Here is a 14,889-nt window from a genome sequence, read left to right on the forward strand (position 1 = left end):
ATTTCCAGACCAACGCCCCGCCGCCCACGCCGCGGGGCGTTTTTTTTGCAGGCCCGCAAGGGCATACTAGGCCAGTCTCCATCCCCGGTACGCCAAACCCCATGCTCCGCGCCCTCTTCTTACTAGCCCTGTCATGCCTGCTCACCCCGGCCTTCGCCGACGAGCGCGCGCAGACCCAGCAGCAGCTGGACGCCACCCGCCAGGACATCGCCGAGCTGAAGAAGATGCTGGGCAAGCTCCAGGAGGAGAAAGCCGGCGTGCAGAAAGACCTCAAGTCCACCGAGACCGACATCGGCACCCTCGAGAAACAGGTGGAGGCACTGCAGCAAGAACTAAAAAAGACCGAGGGCGAGCTGGAGCGCCTTGATCACGAGAAAAAAAAACTCCAGAGCGCCCGCGTTGAACAGCAACGCCTGATTGCCATCCAGGCCCGTTCGGCCTACCAGAACAATGGCCGCGAAGAATATCTGAAGCTGCTGCTGAACCAGCAGAACCCCGAGAAGTTCGCCCGTACCCTCACGTATTACGACTACTTGAGCAAGGCGCGCACGGACCAGTTGCGCGCCTTCAACGAGACGCTGCGCCAGCTGGCCAACGTCGAGCAGGACATCGCCCGCCAGCAGGAACAGCTGCTGACCCAACGCGCCGACCTCGACGGTCGCCGTCAGGCGCTGGTGGCCGAACGCGACAAGCGCCAGCAGGTGCTGGCCAAGCTCAACAGCGACATGAAAGAGCGCGACCAGAAGCTGCAGAGCCGCGAGCAGGACCAGGCCGACCTGGGCAAGGTGCTCAAGACCATCGAGGAAACCCTGGCCCGCCAGGCCCGCGAGGCCGAGGAAGCACGCCAGCGCGCCCTGCTGGCCAGGCAGGAAGAAGAAAAACGCCGCAAGGAGCAGGCCCTGGCCGCGGCGGCCCGTGCCCAGGAGCCCGAGGAGGCGCCGAAGAAGGCCCGCACCACCCTCGGCCCGGTGGTTTCCAGCGATGGCGCCAGCTACGGTGGCGCTTTTTCTGCGGCCCGGGGCAAACTTCCATGGCCGGTCAATGGTCGATTGCTGGCACGCTTCGGCGATACCCGCGGTGGCGATGCCCGGGCCAAGTGGGACGGGGTGATGATCGGCGCCAGCGCCGGCACCCAGGTACGCGCCGTGCACGGCGGGCGCGTGGTGTTCGCCGACTGGTTGCGCGGCGCTGGACTTCTGGTCATTCTCGACCATGGCAATGGCTACCTGAGCCTGTACGGCCACAACCAGAGCCTGCTCAAGAGCGCCGGCGACATCGTCAAGGCCGGTGATGCCATCTCCACCGTCGGCGACAGCGGTGGCCAGGACAACGCCGGTCTGTATTTCGCTATTCGCCAGCAGGGGCGGCCCACCGACCCCGCGCAATGGTGCCGAGGCTAGTGTCCTGTCTCGGAAATACGTTCTCTTTTGGCGAGTGGCTTGGGTGTTCGGCCAAGGCGCCGCGACGAGTCATAGCGGGGCTATGGCGAGGAGTGGCAACGCCGGCCGGGCGCCCAAGACGCCGCCAAAAGTGAACAGCTTATTTCCGAGACAGGACACTGGATAATGCTACTTTTACGGCGCTGCCCACGAAACGGCGGCGCCGATGCTCCCGACGGGAGCACCAACAGGATCAGGAGTTCGTTCGACATGCTGCACTCGCCTCGCCTCACCCAGCTGGCCCTGACCATTGCCCTGGTCATCGGCGCGCCCCTGGCCGTTGCTGCCGAGCCGGCCAAGCCAGCGGCCAAGTCGGCTGCGGTGCCGGCCACCGAGGTGACCGCCAAGGCGCCCCTGCCGCTGGAAGAACTGCGCACCTTCGCCGAGGTCATGGACCGCATCAAGGCCGCCTATGTGGAGCCTGTCGACGACAAGACCCTGCTGGAGAACGCCATCAAGGGCATGCTCAGCAACCTCGACCCGCACTCGGCCTACCTTGGCCCCGAGGACTTCCAGGAGCTGCAGGAAAGCACCAGCGGCGAGTTCGGCGGCCTGGGCATCGAAGTGGGCATGGAAGACGGCTTCGTCAAGGTGGTCTCGCCCATCGACGACACCCCGGCCTCCCGCGCCGGCATCGAGGCCGGCGACCTGATCGTCAAGATCAACGGCGCGCCGACCCGCGGCCAGACCATGACCGAGGCCGTGGACAAGATGCGCGGCAAGATCGGCGAGAAGATCACCCTGACCCTGGTGCGCGACGGCGGCACGCCGTTCGACGTGACGCTGGCCCGCGCGGTGATCCAGGTCAAGAGCGTCAAGAGCCAGCTGCTGGAGAACGACTACGGCTACATCCGTATCACCCAGTTCCAGGTCAAGACCGGCGACGAGGTGGGCAAGGCCCTGGCCAAGCTGCGCAAGGACAACGGCAAGAAGCTGCGCGGCGTGGTCCTGGACCTTCGCAACAACCCCGGCGGCGTGCTGCAGTCGGCGGTGGAGGTGGCCGACCACTTCCTGACCAAGGGCCTGATCGTCTACACCAAGGGCCGCATCGCCAACTCCGAGCTGCGCTACTCCGCCGACCCGGCCGACGCCAGCGAAGGCGTGCCGCTGGTGGTGCTGATCAACGGCGGCAGCGCCTCGGCCTCGGAAATCGTCGCCGGCGCCCTGCAGGACCAGAAACGCGCCGTGCTGATGGGCACCGACAGCTTCGGCAAGGGCTCGGTGCAGACCGTGCTGCCGCTGGCCAACGACCGTGCATTGAAGCTCACCACCGCGCTGTACTTCACCCCCAACGGCCGCTCGATCCAGGCCCAGGGCATCGTCCCGGACATCGAGGTGCGTCCGGCCAAGCTCACCGCCGAGGCCGACAACGACAACTTCAAGGAAGCCGACCTGCAGGGCCACCTGGGCAACGGCAACGGCGGCGCCGACCGCCCGAGCGGCAGCAGCAAGCGCAAGGATCGCCCGCAGGACAACGACTTCCAGCTCAGCCAGGCCCTCAGCCTGCTCAAGGGCCTGAACATCACCAAGGGCGACTGACCGCTTCCCATGCGTTACCTGCTGTTCACGCTGTTCTGCCTCATGTTCGGTGCCGCCCAGGCGGCGCCGGGCAAGGCCTACCTGAGCATCATCATCGACGACCTGGGCCAGAGCAGCGAGCGTGACAGCCGCACCCTCGCCCTGCCCGGCCCGGTCACGATGGCGATCATGCCCGACACGCCCCACGCCACCGACTTCGCCCGCCAGGCCCACAAGGCCGGGCGCACGGTGATCCTGCACATGCCCATGGACCCGGCCAACGGCCCCTACGCCTGGCACCCCGGCACGGCGATCGAGGAACTGGCCCGGCGCCTGGACGCCGCCTTGGCCAAGGTGCCCTACGCCGCCGGCATCAATAACCACATGGGCAGCCGCATGACCGCCCAGCGTGAACCAATGCGCTGGCTGATGGAGGAACTGCAACGCCGCCACCTGTTCTTCGTCGACAGCCGCACCAGCGCCGCCACCGTGGCGGCGGCCGAGGCCCAGGCGGTTGGCCTGGCCCATGTTTCAAGGGATGTATTTCTCGATGACGTGCGCACCACGGAGGCGATAAGCGGACAGCTTCAGCTAGGCATCGCCCAGGCCCGCAAGCAAGGCTCTGCGGTGCTGATCGGCCACCCCTATCCGCAGACGTTGGAGGTGCTGGCTCGTGAAATCCCCCGACTCAAGGCCCAGGGCATCGAGTTGATCGGTCTGCCGCAGATGATCGCCGAACGCGGCAACCAGGCCATGCCCGCCCATGGCCACCAGGGCCGCTACAGCAATCGCTGAAGCGTCGCCCGATCCAGACCAACGTGGGAGCGGGCTAGCCCCGCGATCACCGGCGAAGCCGGTGCTGGCAGGGCATCGCGGGCCAATCCCGCTCCCTCGCTGGTGATACCCATGCCGCCTATCACGCATATCCATAAGCACCACCTGACGCCCCATCCCCCTAGGCACGCTCGCATCGGTCATCCCTACAGGAGCTCACCCGATGCCAACGTTAACCACCACTCTCCTTGCCCTGGCCATGCCCTGGGCCATAACCACAACACTCGCAGACACCACCGATACGCCGACACTGCTGGACAATGCCCACGGCGAGCACGCCCACTGGAGTGGCATCGGCCGTCTGAACCTGGCGAATGGCGACCAATGCATTGCCACACTGATCGATAGCGGCGGCACCGAACCCACCAAGACAGGTCCCGCCTACCTGCTGACCAGCGGCCACTGCCTGGACACCCGCAATGGCCGGATCATCCACGATCAGCCGGCCCAGGGCACGATCACCTTCAACTACTTCGCCGACACCCCGAACACGCGCCCAAGCTTCGCACTCAAGCGCACGCTCTGGAGCAGCATGCAGGGCAGCGACCTGGCGCTGGTGGAACTGGACGCCAGCCTCGCCCAGGTAATGGCCGCAGGTATCCAGCCGCTGAAACTGGGTTCCAGCTCAGCCCCAGGCAGCGCGGTGGTGATGGTAGGTGAGGCCAGCAACCCAGACTCAGGACTGCGCGCGGTCCAGTGCACAGAGCAGGACCAGGCCAGCGTGACCGAGTTTCCCTGGGTCTGGCGCAAGCTCAAGGTGAACGACTGCCCAAGCAGCGGCAAAGGCGCCTCGGGCAGCGCGGTAATCGACCAGGCGAGCGGACACCTGGTCAGCGTCGTCAACAGCGCGCCCTTCGGCGCAACGCAGAACAACTACGCCATCCCGGTCCAACGTGTGCTCGGCTGCTTTCACCAGGGTCACGCCGACCTGAGCTTCGAACAATGCGCCCTGCTACCCGGCTTCCAGATCACCCAGCAAGGACCGGCCCGCCTGCTCAGGCGACTTGGCAACGACTTATCGGCCGCCACCTGGGACCTGACCCTCAAGATCGATACTCCGCGCTACCGCTACAAGCAGGTGCGCGACGCGCTCGAGTGCGAGGACGCGGTTGGCTACAGCGGCACGATCTCCGCCAGCGAACGGCGCATCGACGACCCGATCGGCAGCGAGCCTGGCCGCTACTACCTGTGCCTGGTCGGCGTGCAATCGCCTGAGCAGCGTCCCTTTCCGGCGCTGCTGGCCAACGCCCTGAGCTTGCCCGTCGAAGTGATTCCGGCGGGGCTTCCTGAGGTCCGCTACAGCCTTGATCGTCACGAGCAGGGCCACGTCATCGTCGACTGGCATTCCGAGCAGCCCTACCTGAGCCACTACCTGGTCAAGTACGGCGCTGCGGACCGGATGGACTGCGACAGCGACTTCGGTTACCGCCGCGCCCTGACACCCACCCAGGTCATTCAGGCATCACGGTTGCCGGCGATACTCTGTAGCCGCGCCATCGATCTCGACAGGCAGGTGGCGTCGACTCACCGCGAGTTGTTGCCCGCGCAGGAGCGATGACCCAGGGCCCTGCCTGCTTGCAGACAGGGCCGCTCCGTCAGCTCAGGGGAATGATTCCCGCCACATCGGCTGCAGTAAGTCGCCCCCTGTGCACCCGCTCGCCACTGACCGCTTCGTACTGTCGCCCCATGAAACGCTGGCTCCAGACCTTCAGATGCCCATGGATAAACGCATCCAAAGGCGCGGACTGTGATGCCAGATGGAAATGCGCCGCCCAGAGGCTACGACCCTTCGTTGCCCCTGGGGCATTCAGGCGAGTGATCCTGAACTCGTCGAAGGGACTGGTAGCAATCGACGTGTCCCGCCTGACGTAATCCACCTTGATCAGCCCCTGATCATGGAGGAAGCGCAACCCCTGCGCGGTCGGGTAGCGGGTCTTGCCGTACAGTTCAGTCAGCAGGCGAATACGCTGTACCTCGAAATCGGTCACAGCGGCGCTCAGAGGTGCGGTCCGCACCTCACTCACGCCCTGCTCGGCCAGCACGGCAGCCGCTTCCTGCATTTTTTCGATCTGGCGCTTCAACAAGCGCTCTATGGCCTGGCCGTTGACGTCATCCCTCACATAGGCCTCGGCGATGGCGAGCACATCCTGTTTATCCTCGAGCAATGACGACAAGAGCCCTTCGATATCCTCCGCCTCGCCCTCGACCGGCGGCACCTCGGCTGTCTCCTCACGCTGGTGCCATTCACCATCCGTCAGTTCAAACACCTGTAGCGCTTTCTTGCTGAGCGGATCCTGAACCTCCCACGCCGCCTGTCCCTCCACCTGCGTGGCAACGACCAACAGACCGTCGTTATTGCGCAACGCCCGCTGGGGGACCGCCGCCCTCGGATAAGGCACTCTCCTGGGCGCTGTCAGTGCGCCATCCTGTTCGCAGAGCGCATCCACCAGACGGCGTCCGGCATCATCCTTGAGCAACTGCATGTGGGTCCGGTAACGCTGGAGCATGTCAACCTCGACCAGGGCCCCGCCCGTGCGTTCCAGGTGCTGGGCGTTGACGATCGCCGCTGCATAGGCGTCCCAGGCTTGCTGGAGAATGCTGATCCTGTCGGCTACGCCCAGGCTCGACATCAGTGACTCACCGTGAGCGGTGGCCGCCCCTCGAAGCGTGTCGGCTGCGAGGTCTTCCCGGTACCTGAACAACTGGCGCTGACCGCCATCCAGGTGCAGCGCGAGGTCGGCCAGATTCAGGGCGTGGTGAAAGCGCAGGTCGATGGTGGTAAAGCTGCGCTTGGCGACCACTTGTCCAACCGTCCACTGTATGCCACCCAGGCCAAGATTCAGTTCGTCCGGCACGCCAGCAAGCAACTCGTCCAGAGCGCCCTGGGCGACCAGCATGCGTTCCTGAATCTCTATGACCTTTGCAAGCTCTGCACGAAATTGCCGGTACTGCTGACGTACCTGCGCTCCCACACCCGCGTCGAACTGCGCGGCCAATTCAGTCATCCGCGGAAAATTCGCCAGGTGCTGCAACTCACTGAGAATGAAATCGCTGTTACGGATCAGCCCGGCGATCAACGTCTCTCTTTGCAGCTGGAGCGTCTGGGCGAACCCCGCTTTTCGGTAGCTGCCGTACTTGGGCTCGAGCATGGACTGCAGGATGTCGCACTGCTCGCGATCCAGCCGCACCACCTGCTCAGCCTGGGCGACTGCCTGCAGACGCAGGTGATCCTGCTCGATGTCGAGCGCGGCATATCGCTGCTCGTAGGAAGCCATGATCCTGTCGGAGCTGGCCATGTCGAATGTGCCGTCCTTGATCTGCTCGGCCTCCAGCCGCCGACGCGCTTCCTCCTCCTTCAGCCCGCCCAGGTGCCTGATTCGCTCCTCGGCCTTGATAACCTCGCGCGTGAGCCGATGGAATTCCTTCATTTCGACATTGGCCGTTTCGGCCAGCCCATCGGTTCTAGATTGCAACTTGGCAAACTGTTGCGCCAGGCGTTCCCTTGGCATGCCACCACTGAGGCGCAAGCGGGCATCGATTCGCCAGGCGCCTTGCTCGAACACCAGCCACGGCCCCTTCTTGCGGGCCGCACCGATGACCCTGACTTCTTCACCTGCCACTTGCACGGCGAACACCTCGCCGAGCATGGCGACATACTGTTGACCGCCAATCTCATACAAGCCTGTCGACGAAGGTGACAGCCCCTCCACCACGATGCTCGCGCGCATCGCCATCAACGCCTTGCGCTGCTCTGGAGCCAGCCAGTTGAACCCCTGGTTGCCCCGCCAGGAAAAGTCGATAGCCAGCCCATCCGGCATGGCGAGCGGTCCCGGCATACCCACCTTGCCTTGCGTCGGCTCGACCCTGGCTGCCGCATGGCCACCCTCCTGCGCCGGTCGCCCGTCGAACGCCTTGGCATCGGGCGTCGAAATCGTCCCAGCCACCTCTGCGCGCGGCAGCCGTGCATGCAGCAGCGTCATGCCCAGGTTGACAAGCAGATCGACGGTGGCCGCCTCCCGCTCGAACTCACTGCCCCGCTCCAGGGCCTGGCCGTCACCCTGCAGGCTGGCGAGGGTCTGAACCAGCCAGGCCACAGTGGCCACTGGCCCCCGGACCAGCAAGGTGGCCACATCAAACAGCAGCCAGGCGCCTTTTCCAAGGGTCGCCCAACGCTGCTCGGCATTGGATGTGCTCTGGCGATCGGCAAGGGTCACCAGCACCGCCCGGTTCGCTGCGTAGAGTTTCTCGTCCACATCACTCAACCAAAGGTGCGCGTCGAATCGAACAGGCCCTGGCCGCTCGGGCAACTGATAGGGGTCGATACCGACATGGGTGATGTGTGGCTCGGCAAATCCACCGTTGTCATAGACAGGGCGAACATCCGGGTCCATCCAGGTCAGGATGCTCTGCTGCAACGTATCCAATGTGCGAATCGCCGCCATCATCGTGTCGATATCGGCATACTGGCGCAGCGGATCGGTCTGGTAGAGCGGGCGGTAGAGCAGCACCAGTGAAGGCGCCGTGGAAAACAGCACGTACATCCCCTGCACCAGATCGTAACGAACCGACGACTGCTGCCGCTTGAAGGCGAGCGGTATCAACCCGCCGGATTGCGTCGCCGCGTCGAAGCTGCCTTTGCACAGGTCGAGGACGCACTGCAGGCCTGCTTCGGTAATCTTGCGGTCGAGTTTTGCCTGCAGGGCGGTGAACCGCAGGGACTGGCGCCATTCCCGGGCGAAACGCCGGGTACGTTCGGAGCGGCTCGCCGGATCGTCCAGTGCATTGGCCACGTAAGCTGGATAACGGCCACCGATGTCGACAGCCTGCACGAGCCTCTTCAGGTACGCGGCGTTCATCCAGGACGTGACCAATTGATCGTGGGTGTGCCTGATGCGCTTGATGGTGGCATCGCCCAGGGCGCCGAGATTGGCAATGGCGAACTCGGTCAGCGTCATCTCGCCCGCCGGCACCAGAGGTTCTCCACCGCCGCTGCCAATGCCTGCACCACCCGGCATGCCTTTGCCGACCTGAAGTTCCAGGACCAGCTCATCGGGGAAGTAGTTGGCATCCACCGGATAGTCCTCGAGCATCTGCTTGCGCAGTTGCTGACGGGCATAGGCCCGCAGGTCGAGCACGCCGTCCAGGGCCGCCACACCTTCTGCGTCAGCCTGGTCCAGGGCCAGGTCCAACAACCCCGACTGATAGGCAAAGCTGTCGCTCGCCGACGCAAGGCCTATGCCTGGCGGCACCGCAGACGAACTGTCCTCTTCGACGAAGTAGCCGCCCACGAACCACTGCGCAGGGTCGCTCAGATCCGCGAACAGGTCTTCCAGCCGGGCCAGGGTCAATCCCTGCAAGCGCAGTTGCCCGATACCTTCAAGCATATGCCCGAGCAGCAATGCGCTCAGCTGGGCGAAAACATTGCCTTCGAGCTCGTGACGATCCCAGGTCATGGCGGTGAACCGGTAACGCAATGCAAGCTCGTCACGCAACGCCAGGGCGAAATCATCCAGCGCCGCGAAAGCCCTGACCTGACTCGACGGCGCGCACCACAGCACGACCTCACGCTCATCCCACTCTCCCGCCAACAGCAAGCCAGGCTGCATCAGCGGGTACTGCTGTCCATCCGCGGTCAGCTTCGCCTCCACGACGAACACCGAAGGTTGGTCATCGCCGCCGCGGATCAAGCCTCGGACACAGGCTTGCTGCTGGTCGTCCAGCCCATGCAGCGGCAGATTGCGCAACAGCGCCATTTTCAGCATCAGCTGAAACCAGCTGTCGCGACTCTTGCCTGAGCTGCCCGGCTCGCGCCAGTAGTCGACCTGAGCCTGGCAGAAGTGCTCGATCACTGCTGCCGGCAATGCGTTGAGCGCCGGAGAAATACCCGTGAGGCGACGCGTGTCCAGCGCGTTGTGCGAGCCGGGGAAACGGTGTAGACCTGCCAGGCCGAGGTTGTGATGACGCCCGTCGATAGCTTCCAGGTCCAACGGTGTGCCGTCGAGCATCGCCTGCAGCACGACATCCACCAGCGAGGCGGTGGTCCAGTACTCGCTATCGGGATCAGGGCTGTCCAGGATCAGCGGATCGGCTGATTCCAACGCTGGCTCGACGAAAGCCAGCCAGGGCAGCTCCGTCAGCAGTACTTGCAGCAGTTGCCGGCTGACAACCTGACGCAGGGTCGGGCGGTCTGCGAACTGCCTGGCAACGGCGCGCTTGAAGTCGAAGATCTGGGTCGAGGTATTGCTCATGCAAGGGCTCCGCTCATGGATGAGCCGCCACCATGCCCCCGCCCCCGCACGGGGCAGGCACTACATATTGCCCACCCGAAACGACAAGGGGCCCGACGCTTGCGCGCCGGGCCCCTCGCTCACTTCAGCCGTGATCAGCTATACACGCGCCCCAGCAGCTGGCGGTGGCTTTCGAACTGATCGAGCACGTCACGCACGATCTGCTCACGGGTGAAGCCCATCAGGTCGTACTCCTGGCTGCCGTCGTGCAGGTAGACCTCGGCACGGTAGAAGCGCTGGCGCACTTCCGGCTCGCCCTCGACCGGCGCCTCGCTAGGCGCGGCCATGTAGCCGTCCAGGCTGGCTTCGTAGACGAACGGGTTGCCCTCTTCCATCATCACCCGCAGGCCCATCATGTTGCGCGACTGGCCAACACGGGTCTCGACCTCGAAGCCCAGGGTGCGCAGCTGCTCGGCGGCCTCTTTCAGCGCCGGGCTGACCTGCTTGTCCATGAAGCGCTGGACCACGGCCTGGGTCGGTTGCAGGTCCAGCTGGCTCAGGCGCTCGCTGAAGCCGCGACGGCCACGGGCGGCCAGTTCGGCGCGCTCACTCTCGACCGCGACGTCCTGCTTCATGGCCTTCATCAGGCCGAACATGAACAGCACCAGGACCACCGAGAACGGCAGGCCGGCCAGCACCACCATGGTCTGCATGGCTTCGAAGTTACCGGCGAACAGCAGGCCGATGGTGACCAGGGTGATGACCACCGACCAGAACACCACCATCCAGTGCGGGGCGTCTTCGTCGACCTTGCCGCCCTTGCACGACAGGTTGGCCATCATCACCGCGCCGGAGTCGGCCGGGGTCAGGAACAGCACGAAGCCGACGAACACTGCCACACCGATGACGATCTTGGCCGCCGGGAAGAACTCCAGCAGCTGGTAGATCGACATCGACGGCTGTTCGAGCGCCGTCTTGCCCAGCTCCACGGCGCCCTGGTTGATCACCAAGTCCAGCGCGGTGTTGCCGAAGATCGACAGCCAGGCCAGGGTGAAGCCCAGCGGGATCAGCAGCACGCCGCTGACCAGCTGGCGCACGGTACGGCCCTTGGAGATACGGGCGATGAACATGCCGACGAACGGGCCCCAGGAGATCCACCAGGCCCAGTAGAACACGGTCCACAGGCCCAGCCAGCGCTCGGATTTGTCGTTGTCGCCTTCATAGACGTAGAGGTCGAAGGTCTTGAGCACGACACCGTTGAGGTAGTCACCGATGTTCTGCACGAAGCCGTTGAGCAGGTGCAGGGTGTTGCCGGCCAGCAGCACGAAGATCAGCAGGCCGCTGAACAGCAGGATGTTCAGGTTGGACAGGCGACGGATACCGTTCTCCACGCCCGACACCGCGGCCACGGTGGCAACGCCGGCCATGACCAGGATCACCACCAGCAGGTTGGTCTTGCTGTGGTCCATGCCGAACAGGTATTCCAGGCCCGAGGCGACCTGCATCGAGCCGATGCCGAGGTTGGTCACCAGGCCCAGCAGGGTGACGAACATGCCGAAGATGTCCACGGCATGACCCGCGCCACCCTTGACCCAACGCTCACCGACCAGCGGGTACAACGCCGAACGCAGCGCCAGCGGCTGGTTGTGACGGTAGGCGAAGTAACCCACGGCAAGACCGACCAGGGCGTAGATCGCCCAGCCGTGCAGGCCCCAGTGCAGGAAGGTCAGCTGCAGGCCCTGGCGCGCGGCCTCGAGGCTGGCTGGGGTGCCTTCTGGCGGGTTGAAGTAATGGTCCAGCGGCTCGGAGGCGCCGAAGTACAGCAGCGAGATACCGATGCCCGAGGAGAACAGCATGCCGGCCCAGGCGCCGTAGCTGAAGTCGGGGGTATCGTCCTTGCCGCCAAGCTTGAGCTTGCCGTAGTCGGAGAAGGCCAGGTAGACGACGAACAGCAGGTAACCGCAGATCACCAGCATGTAGTACCAGCCGAAGGTACGGGTCAGCCATTTCTGGGCGACGCCCAGCGCCTGGCCAGCGGCTTCGGGGACAGCGATCAGCAGGGCAGTCAGAACGAGGATCATCAGCGCCGAGGTGTAGAACACCACGCGGTTGACCCGTACCCGCTCGGCGGGGGGGGTTGTCAGGGAGGCAGAACTCATTGCACGAATGCTCCGGGCAGTGCGGCAGTGGAGGCTAAACAGTTATGTCCCGCGCAATTGGTGCAATAGCCCTACTGCGCAAGGTGTTATAAAAGGCACCTGGAAACCGTGATCCCGAATCGAAACGCTGCAAAAAAAACAGACCGGCCGCCTGTCGCCTTGCCACGCACTCAGCAGAAGGTGCGCGCATTCGCCACAGACCACCTGGCCCGCTCCAAGGGCCGACCGCGCAGTCCATGACCGCTCGGCAGAATCTGTCCTTTGCATCGCTCATGCCCGTCAACGCCTTGTATTCCGGGGGTTACACGATTTCCTGGGGTGTCGATTCGTGTCCCTTTGACGGCCTGAAAAACTGTCAATGGCACAAATTGTCGCAGAGCTTATTCTTTATTGATTGAACGTTCAATCAAAACAAAATAGACTGGCCTCGCCGAGGCAGCCGCTCGTCGTCTGCCCGCAGGCCTGAGGAGATAGCAAGATGCCCAAGGTCGGTATGCAACCCATCCGCCGCCAGCAGTTGATCGAAGCCACATTGCAGGCGGTCGATCAGGTCGGACTGGGCGATGCCAGCATTGCGCTGATTGCCCGTTTGGCCGGCGTGTCGAACGGCATCATCAGTCACTACTTTCAGGACAAGAACGGCCTGATCGCAGCGACGATGCGCCACATCATGAACATGCTCAACGAGGGTGTGATCGCGCGTCGTCAGGCACTCACGGACGACAGCCCGCGTGCCCACCTGAAGGTGATCATCGAAGGCAACTTCGATGCGAGCCAGGTGAATGGCCCGGCAATGAAAACCTGGTTGGCCTTCTGGGCCTCCAGCATGCACCAACCGTCTTTGCACAGGTTGCAGCGGATCAACGATCACCGTCTGTATTCCAACCTGTGCTGTCAGTTCCGCCGCGCCCTGCCGCTCTACCATGCGCGCAAGGCTGCCCGCGGGCTGGCAGCCCTGATCGACGGCCTGTGGTTGCGTGGCGCCCTGTCGGGGGATGCATTCGACACCGACCAGGCGATACGCATCGCTTACGAATACATGGATCTACAACTGGCGAAACAGCAGTCCCTGGGCACAACCGACCAGGCCTCTGAACAGCCGCGCGCAGCGACCAGCCAACCGGCAGGAGCGTGACGCGGCAGCCAACCACACACTGCACTTGCGAGGACACTATGGCCCGTTTCGGAACGCAAAAACTCTACATTGATGGCGCTTACGTCGACGCTGGCAGCGACGCCACCTTCGAAGCCATCAACCCGGCCACCGGCGAAGTCCTCGCCCATGTGCAGCGCGCGACCCAAGCCGACGTCGAAAAAGCCGTCGAAAGCGCCGAGCGCGGCCAGAAAGTCTGGGCGGCGATGACCGCCATGCAGCGTTCGCGCATCCTGCGCCGCGCCGTCGACATCCTGCGCGAGCGCAACGATGAGCTGGCCATGCTGGAAACCCTGGACACCGGCAAGTCGTACTCCGAGACCCGCTACGTCGACATCGTCACCGGCGCCGACGTACTGGAGTACTACGCAGGCCTGGTACCGGCCATCGAAGGCGAGCAGATCCCGCTGCGCGAATCGTCCTTCGTCTACACCCGCCGCGAGCCGCTGGGCGTGACCGTCGGTATCGGCGCCTGGAACTACCCGATCCAGATCGCCCTGTGGAAATCCGCCCCGGCCCTGGCCGCCGGCAACGCGATGATCTTCAAGCCGTCGGAAGTCACCTCGCTGACCACCCTGAAACTGGCCGAGATCTTCACCGAAGCCGGCCTGCCGAACGGCGTGTTCAACGTCCTGACCGGCAGCGGCCGCGAAGTCGGCACCTGGCTGACCGAGCACCCGCGCATCGAGAAAGTCTCCTTCACCGGCGGCACCACCACCGGCAAGAAAGTCATGGCCAGCGCCTCCAGCTCGTCGCTGAAGGAAGTGACCATGGAACTGGGCGGCAAGTCGCCACTGATCATCTGCGACGACGCCGACCTGGACAAGGCCGCCGACATCGCCATGATGGCCAACTTCTACAGCTCGGGTCAGGTCTGCACCAACGGCACCCGCGTGTTCATCCCAGCCTCGATGAAAGCCGCCTTCGAAGCCAAGATCGCCGAGCGCGTCGCCCGCATCCGTGCCGGCAACCCGGAAGACGAGAACACCAACTTCGGCCCGCTGGTCAGCTTCCAGCACATGGAAAGCGTGCTGTCGTACATCGCCAAGGGTAAAGAAGAAGGCGCCCGCGTACTGTGCGGCGGTGAGCGTCTGCTGGACGGCGACTTCGCCAAGGGCGCGTTCGTGGCCCCGACCGTGTTCACCGACTGCAGCGACGACATGACCATCGTCAAGGAAGAGATCTTCGGCCCGGTGATGAGCATCCTCAGCTACGAGACCGAGGAAGAAGTCATCCGTCGTGCCAACGACACCGAATACGGCCTGGCCGCCGGCGTCTGCACCAACGACATCAGCCGCGCCCACCGCATCATCCACAAGCTCGAGGCCGGCATCTGCTGGATCAACGCCTGGGGCGAGTCGCCGGCCGAAATGCCGGTTGGCGGTTACAAGCAGTCGGGCGTCGGCCGTGAGAACGGTGTCAGCTCGCTGGCTCAATACACTCGCATCAAGTCGGTCCAGGTCGAGCTGGGCGGCTACAACTCGGTTTTCTAAACCCCGTTTAGCCACGCCCGTGCCTTCGCGCACGGGCGTTTCCGCTCCCTGACAACCGCCAACGAG

Annotated in this window: 8 protein-coding genes; 6 read left to right on the top strand and 2 right to left on the bottom strand. The window is 64.2% G+C overall.

Annotated elements, in window-relative coordinates; all coding sequences use genetic code 11:
- The first annotated feature begins 101 nt into the window (after positions 1–101).
- The 4 genes from VUG52_RS25255 to VUG52_RS25270 all read left to right on the top strand — a co-directional run bounded on the left by VUG52_RS25255 (position 102) and on the right by VUG52_RS25270 (position 5,349).
- Entirely contained in the window at positions 102–1,400 is a 1,299-nt protein-coding gene (locus VUG52_RS25255; protein ID WP_050707300.1) for a murein hydrolase activator EnvC family protein, read from the top strand.
- 249 nt (positions 1,401–1,649) lie between these two features.
- On the top strand, positions 1,650–2,978 hold the full coding sequence (locus VUG52_RS25260) for a S41 family peptidase (protein ID WP_050707301.1): 1,329 nt from the start codon (positions 1,650–1,652) through the stop codon (positions 2,976–2,978).
- Positions 2,979–2,987: 9 nt separating this feature from the next.
- Positions 2,988–3,752 carry a divergent polysaccharide deacetylase family protein gene (locus VUG52_RS25265; protein WP_050707302.1) on the top strand — a complete coding sequence of 255 codons (765 nt, stop codon included), beginning with the start codon at positions 2,988–2,990 and terminating at the stop codon, positions 3,750–3,752.
- A gap of 202 nt (positions 3,753–3,954) precedes the next feature.
- Positions 3,955–5,349, top strand: coding sequence for a trypsin-like serine peptidase (locus VUG52_RS25270; protein WP_050707303.1), 1,395 nt, complete (start codon positions 3,955–3,957; stop codon positions 5,347–5,349).
- A gap of 37 nt (positions 5,350–5,386) precedes the next feature.
- Here the strand turns inward: VUG52_RS25270 and VUG52_RS25275 are convergent, their stop codons facing one another.
- Both VUG52_RS25275 and VUG52_RS25280 read right to left on the bottom strand, forming a co-directional pair.
- Complete coding sequence (locus VUG52_RS25275) at positions 5,387–10,039, bottom strand: dermonecrotic toxin domain-containing protein (protein WP_050707304.1); 4,653 nt, start codon at positions 10,037–10,039, stop codon at positions 5,387–5,389.
- Between the two features lie 134 nt (positions 10,040–10,173).
- Positions 10,174–12,177 carry a BCCT family transporter gene (locus VUG52_RS25280; RefSeq protein WP_050707305.1) on the bottom strand — a complete coding sequence of 668 codons (2,004 nt, stop codon included), beginning with the start codon at positions 12,175–12,177 and terminating at the stop codon, positions 10,174–10,176.
- 478 nt (positions 12,178–12,655) lie between these two features.
- Between VUG52_RS25280 and betI the strand changes: the two genes are divergently transcribed.
- Together betI and betB are read left to right on the top strand one after the other, a co-directional pair.
- Positions 12,656–13,312, top strand: a complete 657-nt coding sequence (gene betI / locus VUG52_RS25285) for a transcriptional regulator BetI (protein ID WP_050707306.1) — start codon at positions 12,656–12,658, stop codon at positions 13,310–13,312.
- A gap of 38 nt (positions 13,313–13,350) precedes the next feature.
- Positions 13,351–14,823 carry a betaine-aldehyde dehydrogenase gene (betB, locus tag VUG52_RS25290; protein WP_050707307.1) on the top strand — a complete coding sequence of 491 codons (1,473 nt, stop codon included), beginning with the start codon at positions 13,351–13,353 and terminating at the stop codon, positions 14,821–14,823.
- Positions 14,824–14,889: the final 66 nt, after the last annotated feature.

The organism is Pseudomonas sp. LH21 (assembly GCF_036549575.1).
Taxonomy (GTDB): Bacteria; Pseudomonadota; Gammaproteobacteria; order Pseudomonadales; family Pseudomonadaceae; genus Aquipseudomonas; species Aquipseudomonas peradeniyensis.

Excerpts from the sequence above, each read along its gene's own strand:
- VUG52_RS25255 (WP_050707300.1), top strand. The coding sequence starts at position 102 with ATGCTCCGCGCCCTCTTCTTACTAGCCCTGTCATGCCTGCTCACCCCG.
- VUG52_RS25260 (WP_050707301.1), top strand. The coding sequence starts at position 1,650 with ATGCTGCACTCGCCTCGCCTCACCCAGCTGGCCCTGACCATTGCCCTG.
- VUG52_RS25265 (WP_050707302.1), top strand. The coding sequence starts at position 2,988 with ATGCGTTACCTGCTGTTCACGCTGTTCTGCCTCATGTTCGGTGCCGCC.
- VUG52_RS25270 (WP_050707303.1), top strand. The coding sequence starts at position 3,955 with ATGCCAACGTTAACCACCACTCTCCTTGCCCTGGCCATGCCCTGGGCC.
- VUG52_RS25275 (WP_050707304.1), bottom strand. The coding sequence starts at position 10,039 with ATGAGCAATACCTCGACCCAGATCTTCGACTTCAAGCGCGCCGTTGCC.
- VUG52_RS25280 (WP_050707305.1), bottom strand. The coding sequence starts at position 12,177 with ATGAGTTCTGCCTCCCTGACAACCCCCCCCGCCGAGCGGGTACGGGTC.
- betI (WP_050707306.1), top strand. The coding sequence starts at position 12,656 with ATGCCCAAGGTCGGTATGCAACCCATCCGCCGCCAGCAGTTGATCGAA.
- betB (WP_050707307.1), top strand. The coding sequence starts at position 13,351 with ATGGCCCGTTTCGGAACGCAAAAACTCTACATTGATGGCGCTTACGTC.